Raw genomic sequence first — 17675 nt, 5'->3', positions numbered from 1 at the left:
AAAATAAACATGAATCAAAAAAATATAGAAAATAAAATCATTGCAAACTACCAAAATGAGGAGAAAATGATGATTCTCGTATTCGCCCAATGGTGTGTGAATCATGATTTAGACCCTGAGGATCTATACTTGCAAGCTTATCCTCAACAAGCATCAAATCAAGCTTTACAAGAAGCGATTGCCTTAACAGTGCCAAAAGAGGAAGCGGGAGAAATTGCCAATAACACATTACTTAACGTTCTATCGTTATTTGGCAATGATGATTTGGCTTTTATTGTAAGTGAACTGATCAATCAAAAGTTATCATAAAAAAATAGCATGAACGTCTATTTGTATACGTTCATGCTTATTTAAACCATCCCTTTTTCTTCGATTGGGTAATCGCCTCGATTCGGTTCGTCACTTCAAGCTTATCGAGTATTTGTGAAATATAATTGCGGACTGTTCCCACTTTAATGCTAAGTTGATTAGCAATTTCTTTCGTTGTTTTCCCGTCAGCGACAAGTTCGAGTACGACCTTTTCTCGGTTCGTAAGCGGATTTTCTTCACTGTACATATCATCCATCAATTCAGGTGCATAAATGCGTCTGCCTGTCATCACACTCCGAATCGTACTAGCTAACTCGTCACTTGGGCTGTCCTTGAGTAAATAGCCACTTACCCCTGCTTTAATCGCTCTTTGAAAATAACCCGATCTCGCAAACGTCGTTAAAATAATGACCTTGCAATCTTTTGTTTTTAACTCTTCTGCTGCCTCAAGTCCGCTCTTTTCGGGCATTTCAATATCCATAATACAAATATCAGGCTCATATTTTTCCACAAGGGCAATGGCTTCTTCCCCATTGTTCGCTTGTCCGACAACTTCCATATCCTCTTCTAAATTGAGCAATGATCCTAGAGCACCTAACATCATTTGCTGATCTTCAGCAATCACAATTCGAATCATTGAGATTCCTCCTTTACAACACTCGGAACTTTCATGATGATGGTTGTTCCTTCGTTTGAAATCATCTCTAGGCTTCCATTCACAAATTCGAGTCGTTCCCTTATTCCCTTTAATCCATGTCCGTTGGAAAATTCATGATCTGCACTTATTCCGACACCATTATCCTTCACAGTGATACGGATATCTGTCGTTGACTGCTCGATCGAAATAAAACAGGAAGTAGCTTGGCTATGTTTTACGACATTCGTAACCGCTTCTTTCATGCATAAACTTAATATATTTTCGAGAAATAAAGATACGTTGGATAATCTGACTAGTTCCCCTCCGCTAAATTCAATTCCCGCTGCTTTTAAAATTTGTTTCACACGGACAATTTCTTCTTTAATTCTGATCCCGCGCATTTGCGAAACCATTGTTCTTACTTCATTTAACGCTGTTCTAGCTGTTTGCTGCACATCTTTGATTTCAGAACGCGCTTGCTCAGGGTCTTTATACACTAATTTCCTGGCTAAATCACTTTTTAAGCCGATTAGTGAAAGTTTCTGCCCAAGCGTATCGTGCAAATCACGAGCAATCCTTTGCCGCTCTTCTTGCTTCACTAATTCTGCAATTTTCATATTGGCATCTTCCAATTGTTCTTCAAGCTGGTCTTGTTTTTTGCGATTATAAAGGTTAAACGGTAGCAAAATGACACTTATCCAAACGATAATTACAAAAGGTAAATGCTTTAAAATGAAGGCTTTTTCAATAATGATAATGTAATTAATCGAAACAGTTGTAAACACAAGATGAATAATATAAAGGGTTAAAAATGCGATTCGATTTTTAATATTCCCGTTGTAATAGGCAATATAGAAGGCAAAATAGACGTATTGGAAGAGAATGGTCATCGTAATAGAGATGGCAATTAAAATACTCGTCCACACATAAATCGGCCATCTCGTAGAAATAAACGCAAATCGATAGGCGATAAAAAAGAGGATGGTTAGGATCAATCCCGTAATAATTTCAACTGTGCTAGACGATTGAAATATAAAATAAAACGGCAAAATACTGAAAACCGTCCATATATATGGAGAAATCCCTGAACTTTTTAACGATTTTATCAACTTTCTTTTCATACCATACCTCTTCAAAAAAATAATTTAACTCCTTTGCCATTATATCACAAAGGAGTTTTAGCCCACTCTAATTCGCGTGTTTGTACCCTTTCGCATTGTTTAGCGTTTTTAAATCCTTAAACCCAATAAACTTTTTACTTTCTTCGTCCCAAAGTCGAAACTTCAGGGAACGTAAGCTCGTTGAGATTGTGATCGTTTGTGCCTCTTGTAGTGGTTTATATTGATTATGAACTTCTTCCAAATAATAATTTGGAATTCTTGGACTTAAATGATGGACATGGTGAAATCCAATATTCCCTGTTAACCATTGGAGCACTTTCGGAAGCTTGTAGTACGAGCTGCCTTCCAACGCCGCTTTTACATAATCCCACTCTTCCTGACTTTCATAATAAGAATCTTCAAATTGATGCTGTACATAGAAGAGCCAGATGCCTAGTGAACCAGAGATTAAAAAGATTGGACCTTGAATGAGTAGAAATGCTTGCCAGCCAATTGCCCAACAAAGCAGCCCAGCAATGGCGACGATTGAAGCATTTGTTATATACGTGTTAATGCGTTCTTTCGAGCGCGCATTCTTTCCATTAAAACGATATAAAATTAGAAAAATGTAAATCGGTCCAAGAACAAACATAACAAACGGATTACGGTAAAGACGATAACCAAGACGCTGAAGTGGAGATGCTGCGACATACTCATCCACCGTCATCACCCAAACATCACCCGTTCCACGTTTATTCAAATTGCTGCTCGTAGCGTGGTGAATCGAATGGCTTCGTCTCCACTGCTCAAATGGGCATAGTGTTAAGACACCAGTAATCGTTCCAAGGATTCGATTCGCCCTGCGATTTTTAAAGAATGAGCCATGACAGCAGTCGTGAAAAATAATAAAAATTCTCACAAGAAATCCTGCCGCAATAATGGTAAGAGCTAAAGTAAGGAAATAGGAAACGGATAGACTTTGATAGGCAAGAAACCATAAGGCAAAAAACGGTACAAGTGTATTGATGACTTGTCTTACACTATTTTTTGTATTTGATTTTTCATATGGTGCCATTTGTTTTCGTAATTGTTTAGGATCTTTTTTGGACATATAGAAAGCATCCCCTCTCGAATATTGTCTTAATCATAAACAATCGGAAAAGGGATGTGTAGACATAAACGTCATGGACAAACCGTGATAAATGTCATGGTCTGTGGAATTTTTAGCCAATTACTCAAGCCTTTGAATAAGCAGTGGAATCTCGCTATAAATATCGGCAATTTCATCGATTTTCATACGCACAAGGCCACTCGATGATGGTGCAACAAAATCAATCGTCCCAGAAACAACGGCTGTTGTTTGTTTTCCCCAAGGAAGCTGCTTAATTCCGCTATACTGCTGATAGACACCCTTGCCCACAAAGCAAATGATCTTCGGCTGATAACGCTCGATTTTATTGATTAATTGTTGTTTCCCCTCTTCATATTCCACTGGTGTGATTTCGGCAGCGCTTTTTGTCGGTCTTGCTACAATATTTGTCAGTCCGTAGCCAAGCTCAAGAAGTTTAAAATCTTCAGAAGGGAGATACTTTCTCTCTGTGATTCCAGCTTTATGCAAAATTGTCCAAAAACGATTCGTTGGATTGGCAAAATGATGTCCGGTTTCGCTCGACTTGATGCTTGGATTGAAACCAACAAATAACACATCCAACTGTTCTTTTATATGGTCCGGGATTGGATGTAATGTATTCATGTCATACAATTCCTTTCGTGCAATAGCAAAATGGGTGCGAAAAAATTGTTTTTTTTCGTCACCCATCCACTCTTTGCTTTTAATCTTCTACTTTGACGCTCCATCCAAATGGGTCTTCCTTTTTCCCTGTTTGAATACCTGTTAATTCATCATATATTCTTTTGGCTAACGGCCCTGTTTCTCCATTATGGATTGTAATTTTCTCGCCTTGCCAAAAGAGCTCACCAATTGGAGAAATAACAGCCGCTGTTCCGGTACCAAACGCTTCCTCTAGTGTTCCTTCTTTATGCGCATGGAAGATGTCTTCGATGGAAATCTTCTTCTCTATAACAGGAACATTCCAATACTGTAATAATTCAATGACCGATTTTCTCGTTACCCCTTCTAAAATACTTCCGTTTAAAGCAGGTGTAACAACTTCTCCATTGATTTTAAAGAAGACGTTCATGCTGCCGACTTCTTCAATATATTTCTTTTCTTTTCCGTCGAGCCAAAGTACTTGTGAATAGCCTTCTGCGTCAGCAGCCTCTTGAGCTTTTAATGCCCCCGCATAGTTACCAGCCGTTTTCGCATTCCCTGTTCCACCTGTTACTGCTCGCACGTATTCATTTTCTACGGCAATTTTCACCGGGTTGATTCCTTCTTTATAATAAGCACCAACTGGTGATAGAATAATCATGAATTGATACGTTTCTGACGCTGATACACCTAAGTACGGTTCTGTCGCGATAATAAATGGACGAATGTATAAAGATGTCCCTTCAACATTCGGAATCCATTCTTTATCAACCATAATTAATTTTTTGAGCCCCTCAAGTGCCAGCTCTTCATCGACCTCTGGAATGCAAAGGCGATTACTTGATCGATTTAAACGTTGAATATTTTGATCGGGACGGAATAATAGTACTTCCTGATCCTTTGTTACATATGCTTTAAGTCCTTCAAAGACCGTTTGACCATAATGGAAAATGATTGCCGCTGGATCAAGTGTAATTGGTTGATAAGGGGCAATTCTTGGATCATGCCAGCCACGGCCTTCCGTATAATTAAGAATGAACATATGATCCGTAAACACGGAGCCAAATGAAAGATTGTTAAAATCAGGTTTATCTTTTTTATTTTCAGTTAATTGTACTTCTATATGGTACTTTTCCACTGTCTTATCCTCCTAAAATTCCAATTAATGGCGAATTTGTCCATTTCCGTGAATAACAAATTTCGTTGATGTTAATGCATGCAATCCCATTGGTCCACGCGCATGAAGCTTTTGTGTACTAATGCCAATTTCTGCACCGTAGCCGAATTCAAAACCGTCTGTAAATCTCGTCGATACATTATGATAAACCGCAGAAGCGTCGACATTTTGCAAAAATATCTCCGCATTTTTCGTATCGTTCGTAATGATTGCCTCGGAGTGCTTCGTTCCATATTGATTAATATGCTCAATCGCTTCCTCAACCTTATTGACAATTTTTACACCAGCAGTAAGTGCGAGATATTCTGTTGACCAATCTTCATTTGTTGCCAATTGTGCCGTATTATTTGCTTGAACGACGGTTTCGTCGCCAATAATATGCACATCGTTTTTTTGCAATTTTTCTAATAATTGTTTTCCGTATTGGGCAAACCAATTTTCATGAATTAAAAGCTTTTCAACGGCGTTACATACCGATGGACGCTGAAGCTTGGCATTTAACACAATGTCCTCTGCCATTTTTTCTTCGGCACTTTCGTCAATATAAATATGGCAATTGCCAGCCCCTGTTTCAATGACTGGAACGGTTGATTCACGGATCACTGTTTGAATTAAATTTTGGCCGCCTCTTGGAATTAACACATCTAAAAACTGATTTAACCGGAACAACTCTTTCGCTGTTTCCCTGCTCGTATCTTCAATAAGCTGAACGGCATCAACAGGTAAGGCACTTTTTTCAAGAGCGCGATGAATCGTTGATATAAGAGCGATATTAGAATATTTTGCCGATGAGCTCCCTCTTAAAATGACCGCATTTCCTGTTTTTAATGACAGTGTAGCAGCATCGATCGTCACATTCGGTCTTGCTTCATAGATCATGCCAATCACACCGATTGGAACGCGTTTTTTCTCAATATGAAGACCGTTGTCTTTTTCGATCGTTTCTAACACTTCTCCAATCGGATCAGCAAGCCCAATTAGTAATTCAATCGCATGTGACATATCATGAATTCGTTGTTCATTTAACATAATACGGTCAAGAACAGAAGCTGAGAGGCCGTTCGCCTTTCCTTCTGCTATATCTTTTGCATTTTCCTCAATAATCAATGCTTGATCTTCAATTAATTGTTCCGCAATCTGTTTTAATGCAGCATTTTTCTCCTCTGTCGTTGCACTCGTTAATAAATAACTTGCCGTTTTTGCTTTTTGTCCCTTTAAGTGTACTTCACTCATGATCCATTCCCCCTTATTAAACTTTTACCCAACGATTGCGATGGATGACTTCAACGGACGGTGCAATTGGCTCAGTCAGCCTTTCATCGTTCCGTTTTTTAATTTCCTCTTTTAACTTCTCTGAAGAATAGCTTACTTCCCCTTTACCTAATAAGCCACTCACACCATATACTTCAACAACATCACCTGCTTGAAACGTTCCTTTTACTTTAAAAACGCCAGCTGGCAAAAGACTTTTTCCATTATATAAAATCGCTTCTTCGGCCCCTTGATCAACGTAAATTTTCCCAACGGTCTCCGAGTGAAAAGCAATCCACTGCTTGCTTGTGTTAATCGAATCAAGCGAGTCGTTGTCAATATAAGTGCCGTCGCCATTGCCATGCAAAATATCAAGCAACTTTTCCTCACCATACCCGGTTCCGATGAAAACAGGAACCCCTAATGCAAGTGCTGTTTTTGCTGCCAATAGTTTTGATTTCATTCCACCGGTCCCAACTTTGGAACCTGTGCTATCTGCCGCCTCAAGCATGTCATCGGTAATTTCCTCTAAACGATTTAACCTGTTTGCTAAAGGATTCAGGCGTGGATTCGCATCATATAATCCATTGATGTCAGTTAAAATAATTAGTTGATCGGCATGAATAAAGCCTGCGACTAAAGCGGAAAGCATATCATTGTCACCAAATGTCAATTCCTCGACAGATACTGTGTCATTTTCATTAATAATTGGCAATATTCCACGTTCAAGCAGCTCCATGATTGTTGAAAAGGCATTTCGGTACTGCTCGCGATTGGAAAAGTCATTTCTCGTTAATAAAATTTGTGCCGGGATGATGTCAAATTCACTGAACTTTTCAATATATGATTCGATCAATAAACTTTGCCCAACTGCCGCAGCAGCCTGCCTGCCCTTGATCGTCACCGGTCTTGACGGATAGCCTAAGCGAGCAAAACCGGCTGCCACCGCTCCAGATGATACGAGAATGACTTCATGTTTTGCTTTTCTAAGCGCAGCAACGGCGTTCACATGATCTTGGAATTTTACTTGATCGATTTCCCCCCGATCATTCGTTAATGAACTACTACCAATTTTGACAACAATTCTTTTTTTCCTCATCATCATATCTCCTACTAGGATTTTCCATAAAATAAAAAAGCCCCAATCATCCTATTGAAAAGGACGAAAGAGCTTATCTCCCGCGGTACCACCTATTTTTGAATGCATACGCATTCCACTTACTTCATAACGTTGAAGGCACGCCCATGTTTGGCATGGGACTCAAGAGGTAGGTTCAGTGGGTTGACTGCTACGAAATCTTTCAGCTTATAAATTTCGCTCTCTGCTACAGCAACGATCCACATACTGTTCCCCTGTCGACGTTCAATATATTAACCAATATTATGACTTGAAAATGAGCGCATGTCAAGGGTTTCAGCCCTTTATTAAAGGTTTTGTTGACAATATTCAGCAATCATTTGCTCTTCTTCCTCTAACATAGAGAAATCCAATACTTGATTCGTTGCCTTTTCAATAAAATGATATTGGCTGATTCGCGCGCCTTGTTCATCAACGGCAAAAATGACTCGCAATAACAAGCCTGATGTAGTGTATGCCTCATCCTCTTCTGGCAACTCAATGTGGATGAGAAATTCGTATCGCTCTCCTGGTAAAATGCCGGTTGGATCTACAATTTCTTCAATTTCATGTGAAATAATCTTCATAACCTTAATTCCCCTCATTCCTTAATGAAACGATTATACTACTTATTTGGATTTAATTCTTTTTTTAACCCATACTGCCACGAAAATAATAATAAGTAGGGCTAGTCCAATATAGATAACCGTTGAGTATACATCCATCACATCAACAATCGATTCCCATGATGCACCGACTGCTGCACCAATATTGACAAGGACCGCATTCCAAATCAATGTTCCGAAGGCGGTTAACACGATGAACACCCCGAAATTCATCCGCGCCATTCCGGCTGGGATCGAAATTAAGCTGCGAATGAGCGGAATGAAACGACAAAAAAACACGGTCCAGACACCATATTTATCAAACCAAACATCCGCTTTATGTACATCTTTTTTTGTCAAACGAAAAATATGCCCCCAACGTTCAACGATCCGACCGAGCCGATCGATATCGAGCATCGTTCCCAATCCGTAAAGAATGATCGCCCCAAGTGTAGATCCAATTGTGGAAAAAAGAATCACTCCTGAAATTCTCATCTCCGTTACGGTCGTCATAAAACCGCCGAATGTCAAAATTACTTCCGAAGGGATCGGTGGAAAAATATTTTCTAGCGCAATTAAAAAAAGGATTCCGAAGTACCCATATTGTTCCATGATTTGTGTAATCCATTGCTGCATCTTTTTCCCCCCACTAGATCGACGATTTATTTATATATCATATCATGGACAAGCAAGGATTATGACCAGAAATCGATTCAATGGGGGATTTCGGTTAATTGCATCACTTTAAGTGTGAATTGCGTAAGTTTTCGTTTAATTACACAACTTCCGTTTGAAGATCAAATAAAAGGTGCCCAAAAGTCAAGGGATTGACTTTTGAACACGATTCATTACTTACTGAAGTTCATAGTAACTGCAAACAACTTGTCCGACTGATTTTGCTGCTACGAGCAACGCATCTTCATCAATATCGAATTTCGGATGATGATTGAAATAGGCTTTTTCCACGCCTTTTGGCTTACAACCGATATAGAAGAAACAGCCAGGAATTTTCTCTGCGTAGTATGCAAAGTCTTCAGAGCCCGAAAACTTCGGAAATTCGATCACATCTTTAATATCTGGATCATTCATCTCCTTAAGACTTGCAATCACATTCGCAGTGATCTCTGGATCATTGTATAACGGCGGATAATCCGAAACATATGTTAAATCACATGTTACACCGAATTCCGCTTCAATTCCCTTCGATATACGATGAACTTCCTTGTCAATTTTCTCTTGTGTATCACTGTCCATATAACGGACATCTCCTTCGAGAGTGACAGCATCTTTAATGACATTGAAGCTGCCTTTCCCATCAAAAGATCCGATCGTTACAACGCCTGTTTCGAATGGATCTAAACGTCGACTTATAATCGTTTGTATTGCTGTCACAAAATAAGCGCCGGCGACGATGGCGTCATTGGCTAAATGTGGCGATGAACCGTGACCGCCAATCCCCTGAATAATTAATTTGAAATACGTACGCCCTGCCATCGCATTGCCGCTTCGGTAGCCAACAACACCAGCAGGATCTGTCGGAAATAAGTGAATGCCATAAACAGCATCCAAATCATCGAGTACGCCTGATTCAACAATGCTTTTTGCCCCACCAGGAGGGGTCTCTTCCGCATGTTGGTGAATGATTTTGATCGTTCCGGGAATTTGATCTTTCAATTGAATAAGGCAATCAGCAAGGATTAATAAATAAGCCGTATGCCCATCATGCCCACACGCGTGCATGACTCCTTCATTTTTCGATTTAAAAGGAACATCGGTTTCTTCGACAATCGGCAGTGCATCAAAATCTGCTCTCAGTCCGATTGTCTTTCCCTGTTTTCCGCCTTTAATCGTGACGATGATTCCAAACCCATTCCCTACATTCGTTTGAACATCAACATCTTTACCTTTATAAAAGTCAATAATATATTGTGCCGTTTTTTCCTCATGAAAGCTAAGCTCCGGATGTTCATGTAAATAACGGCGAATATCAATCATTTCTTGCTTGCGCGATTCCAATAATTTCATTAATTGTTCTTTCATCTTATCTTCATCCTTTAAGTGGTATTAGGGTGTCATCATGTATTTCATCTTCCGTTGATTCTTTCGCTTTATTCCCTCTACTACGTGGAATCATGAATATAATTGAAAGAAGCGCCAATGCAGCAAAGATCACATTCGTAATAATACCTGCTGATGCCGCTGATTCAACTGCACCAACCGCTGTTATCGCACTATATACGGCAGTCGATATCGCAACACCGAATGAGCCGCCTAAAGAGCTTGCCATTTTATAAATCCCAGAAGCGATCCCTATTTTTTCATCTGGTGCATTGGAAACCGCTGTATCTGTCGATGGTGTCGCATACATACCTAATCCAAGACCGAATAGAACGAAGCCGATAAAGACGACAACCGTATACGTAAATCCTGGTAAAAAAGTAAAAGCCATCATTCCAATCCCTACTCCGGTTAAAATCGTCCCCCAGATCATCGGTTTTCTAGCACCCGTCTTTTGCAAAATTTTCTCACCAACACGAATCATCGCAAGTACGGCCGCTAAATATCCTAATGTTAATATACCCGATTGAAACGCGGAAAACCCTCTACCTACTTGAACATAAGTATTGGCTACGACTAATGTTCCCGCAACGGCATTTAATAAAAAGTTAGATATCGTTGCACCGGAATAAGCTTTATTTTTAAACAAGGAAAAATCGATAAACTGATTATCCTTTCTTGCTTCAACTTTGAAAAAGATAAAGATCCCTATCACAGTTACAGCAGCTAGAACTAAAGTAAGTGGGCTAATCCATCCATAATCTCCACCGCGTGTAATGACTAAATTTAAAGCCAACATCGTAATGATAAAAATAACTAACCCGGTATAGTCGAACTTCGTTGCTTGAGCGGTCTCTACTTTGCTTTCAGGTACTTCTTTTATGAGAAACATTGCAAGCAGAGCGAAAACAATTGAAATAATAAAGATCCAGCGCCACCCCATATACGTGGCAATCGCGCCACCAGCGAATGAACATAGACCAGAACCACCCCAAGACCCAATCGACCAATAACTCAATGCCCGCAGACGATCGGGTCCATCAAAATAAGCCTTAATCAAGGCAATAGTTGCAGGCATAATGGCTGCGGCAGAAAGCCCTTGAATCACTCGTCCAATAATAAGGAGAGCGGCACTATGAGCAAAAATAAGACATAGCGAACCGATCACACTTAAAATCAAACCGAAATACGTCATTTTTTTCCGCCCCATCTTATCGGCTAATCCACCGGCAACAACGATAAACATCCCTGAAAATAAGGCTGTCAAACTGATAGCTACGTTTAATGTTCCTAATGAAATCCCTAAATCTTTTTGAACATCTGGAACGACATTGACCATCGCTTGCGCAAATAGCCAAAACGTAATCACCCCAAACACAATCCCAAAAATCATTTTATTAGAACCTCGATAGGTTGTTTCCATCATATCCTCCTCGTCAAATTACGACTTAACCAAAGTATTTGTCATGTAGGAGCACCCCATTCTTTATAAATAAAACAAAAATACCCATTGATTGGAGTGAAAACCATTCAATGGGTATTGATTATTTATTAAAGCGCAGCGCGAACACGTTCAAAAAGAATATTATTTTCTAGATGTACATGGTCAAATGTATATTTCTCAAGCTGTTCTAAGCGGGCATATACGGTTCGATAGGTTTGGCAAGCATCCTCGGGCGCTGTATAGTTATTTGTAATATTACGCAACTCATTTAATATCTGGCCCGCATGCTCATGTTCTTCCTCAAGCTCAAATACATGCGGCTTTACTTTTTCTTTTAGTTCGGGTGTTGGTTTATTCAAAAATTCGAGAATAAGCGGAAATACATTTTCATCTTCATCTTTTGTGTGCTCCAATAATTCTGCACGTAATTCTTGGAATAGTTTTTGAACAAGAAGAAGATGTGGATAACCGCCCCCATGAACACGCGCTACTTTCGTAATATAAGGTGCAAGTGCAGGCAACTCTTCCCTTAAATGTTCGTGATATTTCTCTTGAATATAAGCAACGAGTGTTTTTTCACCGAAAGATGCTGGATGCAAGCTTTCGCGTTTTTCCAGTTTATTTTCTACATCTTTAATTTGCTGTAACACTTCCTCCGGATTAAGGCGGCGCGCTTCTGCCGCTTCCCTCAGTGCTACTTTTCCGCCACAACAAAAATCAATGCGCAATTTCCTAAATAGATCCGTACTTTGCGGGAGTGCAGTTACAATATCAGAAACGTAGGTATTAAGAGTAAGTTGAGTCATGTTCATGTTCCTCCTATCTTTTCTACCTACATCATAATAAAAATACAAACAGAACATTGTGATATGCATCACAGTTTAAAAAATGAATTAAATTGGGGACTTTAATGGATGTTCGATCTTGAGGATTATTAAAGAAGTGGATATTCCGTGTCGCCTACAAATTAGATTAACAAACAATTGTTGGACATAACAGAAAAAAAACGTTTCGTAAGTACGAAACGAAATCGGTCACGATACAACCTCCTCAATCCCTAAAATGTCGATAATTTTATTTCTATATTTTTTATTTGGCCGAGTACCAGAAATGATTTCCGATAGGCGGCTTAATGGAATTCCATATTGTTCGCAAAATTCCGTTTGTGTCATTTTCATTTCAGCTAAGCAACGTTTTATCTCCCACCCTATATTCGTTATCGCCTGTTTGCGAACCGGCATATAGCGATCCCTCCCTTTCTTCAACGGGTCTCTATATTTAATTTTGATAAGTTGAGGCTTCCAAGTCTTTTTTTACATCGTCATAAATTCTCAATAATGCTGTAATTTCATTGGGGGGTTGCTCTTGATGGAGTTCGAGATGAAATATAACAATATGTTGGAAATATTCGTATTGTTCATAAATATAATGATTTTTATCTTTCCAATAATGTAATTTTTCTTTTATTATTTCTAACATCTTTTCTAATTTTGCTATGTCTTTTGTTTCAAACAACTTCTCTCCCCCTTATCACTCGTTGGAATCTTCTGATTTTTAGATTCACTACAAAAGTCTTGCAAATATCTCTTGTTCTTATTATGTTTCGGTCAAACTTTTTGATATGATTTGAATGTGTTATGTAATTTATTATAAATTTTACTACTTAGTAGTAGTGAAATCAAGGGGATTACATTATATTTTGTCATAAAACTGGCATTTATACACTTTTACTATCAAAGGGGAGTGATAAAAGTGGAAACAATCGGAAAAAGAATACACCATTTAAGAAAAAAATCCCTACTTTCCATGAGTAAACTCGGTGATAAAATAGGAACAAAGTCTAGTGCAATTAGTAATTGGGAAAATGAAAGAAAGCAGCCTTCTGCAAAAATGATTATTTCACTCTCGGAATTTTTCAATGTTTCTACGGATTGGCTCTTAAAAGGAGAAGACGCTAATCCCCATTTTTATAATAAAAATGGTAACCTACTTACAGTTGAAGAAGAGAAAAAGGTTGACTCCTATTCCACTGACAATGAGCATCTATACTATGATCCTAAAAAAACACTAACAAAAAAAATCTTGTTTTTATTAAAAAATGAATTCAAAATGGAAATCACATGCCCTGACCTGATCGAAAAGATTTCCCATTTCTCGGAAATGATCATTGATGGTATTCAGAAAGAGAAGAAAGACGGGACTTTATTACTCGTCTCCAAAGAAGAATTGGAATTCATTCAAATAATAAGAAAATTAAAAAAACGTGATGTGACAGAAATGTTATTAATTGCACAGATGAAAGATGAATTGAATAATGAAATGAATCATTGATATTGTCAGATGTTCCCAATAACCCTTCACCTCTATCATTATTCGAGGATAAGCGATCGTGACGTTCAAAAAGAATTTCTAAAAAAACGTTCAAATTCATGATTTCTGGGTAATATGGAAATCATAGGAGCGTGTAAACATGTATAAAAATCATGAACGTAAATTATTATGGCTCACTTTTTCGGTAGCAGCCATTATGCTTATTTCAATCATCGGAAGGATTTTTGCCAGCTAGATGAGGAGGCGAATGTTGCTTGGGAAACGAAGATGCATTATTTTTCAGTAGAGTTTTAACAGAATTAACTTTATCCTTTCACATTATTTATGCCACAATTGGTGTTGGTATCCCACTAATGATCATGATCGCTCAGTGGGTCGGGATTAAGAAAAATGATGATCATTATATTTTGCTAGCTAGAAGATGGACACGTGGCTTCGTTATTACTGTTGCCGTGGGAGTCGTAACAGGAACAGCGATTGGCTTGCAATTATCATTGCTATGGCCTAACTTCATGGAACTTGCTGGGAATGTCATTGCCCTCCCGCTCTTTATGGAAACCTTTGCATTCTTTTTTGAAGCGATTTTTTTAGGAATCTATTTATACACTTGGGATCGCTTTAAGGATCAGCGTAAACATTTATTATTGCTTATTCCAGTCGCAATTGGAGCATCTTTTTCTGCTGTCTTTATTACGATGGTAAATGCATTTATGAATGCCCCACAAGGCTTTGATATTGTAAACGGATCACTTGTCAATGTGAATCCGCTTGTTGCCATGTTCAATCCGGCAATGCCGACGAAAGTTGCACATGTTGTCGTCACTTGCTATATGACAGCTGCCTTTGTCCTTGCTTCAATCGCTGCCTTTCGATTATTAAAAGGTTCGGATCATATCTATCATAAAAAAGCCCTATTTTTAACAATGAAACTGGGATTGATCTTCTCCATCGCTACGGCCGTCATCGGTGATTTCTCTGGAAAATATTTAGCTGAATATCAACCAGAAAAATTAGCTGCGGCCGAATGGCATTTTGAAACGGAAGAAAAGGCTCCGCTTATTTTATACGGTGTTTTAGACAATGGTGAAGTGAAATACGCAATCAAGCTCCCATTTGCACTTAGCTTTTTGGCACATAGTGATCCAACGGCCGAAGTACTAGGGCTTGATCAATTTCTAGAAGATGAAATTCCCCCACTCTACATCCACTATTTATTTGATATTATGGTTACGATTGGTATGTGGATGGTCCTGTTATCATTTGTTTTTTGGATTGGGACAAAACGACGCTGGGTCTTTGTACAATCGAACTGGTTTCGCTGGCTCATCGTTCTTGGCGGCCCCCTTTCACTCATTGCGATTGAAGCAGGATGGTGGCTGGCAGAAGTAGGACGCCAACCGTGGATATTGCGTGGAATCATGCGTACGGCCGATGCAGCTACTTCGAGCAATCAAGTGGATTTAATGCTTATGCTCTTTTCGGGTTTATATCTCATTTTAGGGATGGGAACGATTGTTGTACTTAGCCGAATGTTTAGGAAAAATCCCGTTGAGCGCGAGCTCGAAGATCGTGAAGCGGAACAAGGTGGTGGGCAGGCATGGACTTAGAAATCATCGGCATTAGTGTACTTTGGACGTTTTTATTCGGCTACGTCATCGTCGCTTCGATCGACTTTGGTGCGGGTTTCTTTAATGCTTATAGTGTTTTTACCGGAAAACAGCATATATTAACGAATATTATTCAACGCTATTTATCACCGGTGTGGGAAGTGACCAATGTATTTCTTGTTTTCTTCTTCGTTGGAATCATCGGTTTTTTCCCGAAAACAGCCTTTTATTACGGAACGACATTACTCGTCCCTGTAAGTATCGCCATCATTCTACTTGCGATTCGTGGCTCCTATTATGCATTTGAAACATATGGCTCAAGAGGACATAAAGGCTATGCTTTCATGTACGGATTATCGGGGCTTTTTATCCCTGCATCGTTATCGATTGTCTTAACCATTTCTGAAGGTGGGTTTATTTCACTCAATAATGGTCATCCAGTGCTAAATTATTGGCTTTTATTTAAAAGTCCGCTCACATGGAGCATTGTTGTATTAAGCATAGCTGCCGTCCTTTATATTTCCGCCGTATTTCTCACTTGGTATGCGAATCAAGCCGGTGATATAGCTGCGACGAATATTATGAGGAAGTATGCATTGATTTGGGCTTTACCGACAATCATTACTGCCGGCGGGATTATTTTTGAGTTACGGCTTCATAATCATGAACATTTCGAACGACTAATCGACTTATGGGTGGTTTTCGGTCTATCATTTTTATTATTTATCGGAACGGTTATGCTCATATGGAGAAGGAAAAACTATGGGTTAGCATTTGTCTTATTAGTTGGTCAATTTGCTCTTGCTTTTTTTGGATATGGCTTTTCCCATTACCCGTATTTACTTTATCCATATTTGACAATTTATGATGGTTTTACAAATCATGCGATGGCCATTTCACTCATTGTCGCTTTTATCGCGGGACTCGGATTACTTATTCCTTCTTTATATTTACTGCTTCGGTTATTTTTATTTAATAAAGACTATGTAAAAGGTAAATCTGATCATCATCCATAATGAGGAGGATTTTATGAGTAATTTCTTTATGTTTTACGCACCTTTCATCGTTTTATTTGCTTCAATTGGACTTGCCTTTTGGGCCGCATTAAAAGATAAATCTATTTCAAAAGACTGAAGAAAAAAACAAGGATGCTCCTTTCATACGGGGCATCCATTTTTATCAAAGCAAAACTTGTACGGACAAATTGTTATTGTGATCGAACTAATTAGCACCTATTAATAATAGCTTGAGTCTAGTCCTAATAGCTCGTGCCATAAGAATATATCCTCACCTTAACGCAATATAACGAAATAGTATGCCTAAATAATAAAATCATTTTTATAGAATTTTACTCATTTGGACATATTATCAATATCTTCTTTTTATTAAAAGCTTGAGGTGAGAGGGCGAATGGACTTTTTTCATAGTCAAGAATCGCTGACAGCCATACAGTGGATTTTAAGAGCAATTGTCGCTTATTTCTTTATGCTTCTAGTAGCTAAAGTAATGGGACAGCGATCCATTTCGCAATTAAGATTACTCGATTTTGTTATTGCACTAATTATTGGCAACATAATTGCTCACCCATTATCGGATGAACAATTAGGCTTGAAGGGATCAATGCTTACAACAAGCGTCCTCATTATCTTATATACAGCTAGTGTAATTGCCGGTCTAAAATCAAGAAAACTGAGGAAGTTTTTTGAGCCACCTCCCCTTCCTTTAATTGAAAATGGGCAAATTTTATATGAAGGCTTAGCAAAAGCAAGAATTTCACTCGATTATTTATTATCAGAATCAAGAAAAGAAAAGATTGACGATGTCCAAAAAATCGCGCTCGCATTATGGGAGCCAGATGGAAAAATTTCATTTTTCTTAAAACCACAATATCAACATACAACGCCAAAAGATTTTAATCTAGCGACCCAAACTTTCGATTTACCTAGAACAATTATTAAGGAAAGCAAAATTATTGCCAGCGAATTATTACAATTAAATAAGGATGAACGCTGGCTAAGGAATACAATTAAAACAATGTATCATGTAGAACCCGATGAAATATTGTTAGCTACAATCGATAAAAATGAACAAATAAAAATCTTTTTATATAAATAGATCCCCGTTTTTTGAAGTCGAATATGGTGGCAATTTCGAAACAAATAGCAGCTTGAAAAGGATTAAGTAAGGAATGCCAATAGTATGTGCAGAGAGCATATGCGGAATGGTTCTATAATTGAGAATAATTTCTTTGCAGGTGGTTCCCTATAC

Annotated in this window: 20 protein-coding genes; 6 read left to right on the top strand and 14 right to left on the bottom strand. The window is 38.5% G+C overall.

Going from position 1 to position 17675, the window contains the following annotated elements:
• Positions 1–9: 9 nt before the first annotated feature.
• On the top strand, positions 10–309 hold the full coding sequence (locus KHA95_RS18035; protein WP_213138947.1) for a hypothetical protein: 300 nt from the start codon (positions 10–12) through the stop codon (positions 307–309).
• A 37-nt stretch (positions 310–346) separates the two neighbouring features.
• Here KHA95_RS18035 and KHA95_RS18030 read toward each other — a convergent pair whose 3' ends face one another.
• From KHA95_RS18030 to KHA95_RS17965, 14 genes are all read right to left on the bottom strand, one after another.
• Positions 347–946 carry a response regulator transcription factor gene (locus KHA95_RS18030; RefSeq protein WP_213138946.1) on the bottom strand — a complete coding sequence of 200 codons (600 nt, stop codon included), beginning with the start codon at positions 944–946 and terminating at the stop codon, positions 347–349.
• Complete coding sequence (locus tag KHA95_RS18025; protein ID WP_213138945.1) at positions 943–2067, bottom strand: sensor histidine kinase; 1125 nt, start codon at positions 2065–2067, stop codon at positions 943–945. Before KHA95_RS18025 ends, KHA95_RS18030 begins: the two co-directional genes overlap by 4 nt.
• 67 nt (positions 2068–2134) lie before the next feature.
• On the bottom strand, positions 2135–3157 hold the full coding sequence (gene desA / locus KHA95_RS18020) for a Delta(5) desaturase DesA (protein WP_213138944.1): 1023 nt from the start codon (positions 3155–3157) through the stop codon (positions 2135–2137).
• A gap of 120 nt (positions 3158–3277) precedes the next feature.
• A complete protein-coding gene (mug, locus tag KHA95_RS18015) occupies positions 3278–3799 on the bottom strand; it encodes a G/U mismatch-specific DNA glycosylase (RefSeq protein WP_213138943.1) in 522 nt (173 codons plus the stop codon).
• A 79-nt stretch (positions 3800–3878) separates the two neighbouring features.
• On the bottom strand, positions 3879–4955 hold the full coding sequence (locus KHA95_RS18010; protein WP_213138942.1) for a branched-chain amino acid aminotransferase: 1077 nt from the start codon (positions 4953–4955) through the stop codon (positions 3879–3881).
• Positions 4956–4979: 24 nt separating this feature from the next.
• Complete coding sequence (locus KHA95_RS18005) at positions 4980–6227, bottom strand: glutamate-5-semialdehyde dehydrogenase (RefSeq protein ID WP_213138941.1); 1248 nt, start codon at positions 6225–6227, stop codon at positions 4980–4982.
• Between the two features lie 16 nt (positions 6228–6243).
• On the bottom strand, positions 6244–7344 hold the full coding sequence (proB, locus tag KHA95_RS18000) for a glutamate 5-kinase (protein WP_213138940.1): 1101 nt from the start codon (positions 7342–7344) through the stop codon (positions 6244–6246).
• A gap of 326 nt (positions 7345–7670) precedes the next feature.
• Positions 7671–7949 carry a DUF6509 family protein gene (locus KHA95_RS17995; protein ID WP_213138939.1) on the bottom strand — a complete coding sequence of 93 codons (279 nt, stop codon included), beginning with the start codon at positions 7947–7949 and terminating at the stop codon, positions 7671–7673.
• A 42-nt stretch (positions 7950–7991) separates the two neighbouring features.
• A complete protein-coding gene (locus KHA95_RS17990) occupies positions 7992–8603 on the bottom strand; it encodes a DedA family protein (protein WP_213138938.1) in 612 nt (203 codons plus the stop codon).
• A 216-nt stretch (positions 8604–8819) separates the two neighbouring features.
• Complete coding sequence (locus KHA95_RS17985) at positions 8820–10007, bottom strand: M20 family metallopeptidase (RefSeq protein WP_213138937.1); 1188 nt, start codon at positions 10005–10007, stop codon at positions 8820–8822.
• A 7-nt stretch (positions 10008–10014) separates the two neighbouring features.
• Entirely contained in the window at positions 10015–11448 is a 1434-nt protein-coding gene (locus tag KHA95_RS17980) for an MFS transporter (protein WP_213138936.1), read from the bottom strand.
• Positions 11449–11576: 128 nt separating this feature from the next.
• On the bottom strand, positions 11577–12275 hold the full coding sequence (gene ric, locus KHA95_RS17975; protein ID WP_213138935.1) for an iron-sulfur cluster repair di-iron protein: 699 nt from the start codon (positions 12273–12275) through the stop codon (positions 11577–11579).
• A 228-nt stretch (positions 12276–12503) separates the two neighbouring features.
• Complete coding sequence (locus KHA95_RS17970) at positions 12504–12710, bottom strand: helix-turn-helix domain-containing protein (RefSeq protein WP_213138934.1); 207 nt, start codon at positions 12708–12710, stop codon at positions 12504–12506.
• Between the two features lie 37 nt (positions 12711–12747).
• Complete coding sequence (locus tag KHA95_RS17965) at positions 12748–12984, bottom strand: hypothetical protein (protein ID WP_213138933.1); 237 nt, start codon at positions 12982–12984, stop codon at positions 12748–12750.
• Positions 12985–13221: 237 nt separating this feature from the next.
• Here KHA95_RS17965 and KHA95_RS17960 point away from each other — a divergent pair, with 237 nt between their 5' ends.
• The 5 genes from KHA95_RS17960 (at position 13222) to KHA95_RS17945 (ending at position 17522) form a co-directional block, all read left to right on the top strand.
• A complete protein-coding gene (locus KHA95_RS17960; protein WP_213138932.1) occupies positions 13222–13800 on the top strand; it encodes a helix-turn-helix domain-containing protein in 579 nt (192 codons plus the stop codon).
• Between the two features lie 254 nt (positions 13801–14054).
• Entirely contained in the window at positions 14055–15407 is a 1353-nt protein-coding gene (locus KHA95_RS17955; protein WP_213138931.1) for a cytochrome ubiquinol oxidase subunit I, read from the top strand.
• Positions 15398–16423: a cytochrome d ubiquinol oxidase subunit II gene (locus tag KHA95_RS17950; protein WP_213138930.1), complete on the top strand. Its 1026-nt coding sequence runs from the start codon at positions 15398–15400 to the stop codon at positions 16421–16423. Before KHA95_RS17955 ends, KHA95_RS17950 begins: the two co-directional genes overlap by 10 nt.
• Before the next feature lie 13 nt (positions 16424–16436).
• Complete coding sequence (cydS, locus tag KHA95_RS23400) at positions 16437–16541, top strand: cytochrome bd oxidase small subunit CydS family protein (protein WP_481748458.1); 105 nt, start codon at positions 16437–16439, stop codon at positions 16539–16541.
• A 276-nt stretch (positions 16542–16817) separates the two neighbouring features.
• On the top strand, positions 16818–17522 hold the full coding sequence (locus tag KHA95_RS17945; RefSeq protein ID WP_213138929.1) for a DUF421 domain-containing protein: 705 nt from the start codon (positions 16818–16820) through the stop codon (positions 17520–17522).
• Positions 17523–17675: the final 153 nt, after the last annotated feature.

The sequence above is a fragment of the Bacillus sp. FJAT-50079 genome (assembly GCF_018343515.1).
In the GTDB taxonomy this organism is placed as follows: Bacteria; Bacillota; Bacilli; order Bacillales; family Bacillaceae_C; genus Lederbergia.
This window is presented reverse-complemented; position numbering and strand designations above follow the sequence as displayed.

Bases quoted from the DNA above. Each gene is read 5' to 3' on its own strand.
- KHA95_RS18025 (WP_213138945.1), bottom strand. From the start codon at position 2,067: ATGAAAAGAAAGTTGATAAAATCGTTAAAAAGTTCAGGGATTTCTCCA.
- KHA95_RS17945 (WP_213138929.1), top strand. From the start codon at position 16,818: ATGGACTTTTTTCATAGTCAAGAATCGCTGACAGCCATACAGTGGATT.
- KHA95_RS17990 (WP_213138938.1), bottom strand. From the start codon at position 8,603: ATGCAGCAATGGATTACACAAATCATGGAACAATATGGGTACTTCGGA.
- proB (WP_213138940.1), bottom strand. From the start codon at position 7,344: ATGAGGAAAAAAAGAATTGTTGTCAAAATTGGTAGTAGTTCATTAACG.
- KHA95_RS18035 (WP_213138947.1), top strand. From the start codon at position 10: ATGAATCAAAAAAATATAGAAAATAAAATCATTGCAAACTACCAAAAT.
- desA (WP_213138944.1), bottom strand. From the start codon at position 3,157: ATGTCCAAAAAAGATCCTAAACAATTACGAAAACAAATGGCACCATAT.
- KHA95_RS17980 (WP_213138936.1), bottom strand. From the start codon at position 11,448: ATGGAAACAACCTATCGAGGTTCTAATAAAATGATTTTTGGGATTGTG.
- KHA95_RS17950 (WP_213138930.1), top strand. From the start codon at position 15,398: ATGGACTTAGAAATCATCGGCATTAGTGTACTTTGGACGTTTTTATTC.
- KHA95_RS18005 (WP_213138941.1), bottom strand. From the start codon at position 6,227: ATGAGTGAAGTACACTTAAAGGGACAAAAAGCAAAAACGGCAAGTTAT.
- mug (WP_213138943.1), bottom strand. From the start codon at position 3,799: ATGAATACATTACATCCAATCCCGGACCATATAAAAGAACAGTTGGAT.
- KHA95_RS18030 (WP_213138946.1), bottom strand. From the start codon at position 946: ATGATTCGAATTGTGATTGCTGAAGATCAGCAAATGATGTTAGGTGCT.
- KHA95_RS17970 (WP_213138934.1), bottom strand. From the start codon at position 12,710: ATGCCGGTTCGCAAACAGGCGATAACGAATATAGGGTGGGAGATAAAA.
- cydS (WP_481748458.1), top strand. From the start codon at position 16,437: ATGAGTAATTTCTTTATGTTTTACGCACCTTTCATCGTTTTATTTGCT.
- KHA95_RS17995 (WP_213138939.1), bottom strand. From the start codon at position 7,949: ATGAAGATTATTTCACATGAAATTGAAGAAATTGTAGATCCAACCGGC.
- ric (WP_213138935.1), bottom strand. From the start codon at position 12,275: ATGACTCAACTTACTCTTAATACCTACGTTTCTGATATTGTAACTGCA.
- KHA95_RS17985 (WP_213138937.1), bottom strand. From the start codon at position 10,007: ATGAAAGAACAATTAATGAAATTATTGGAATCGCGCAAGCAAGAAATG.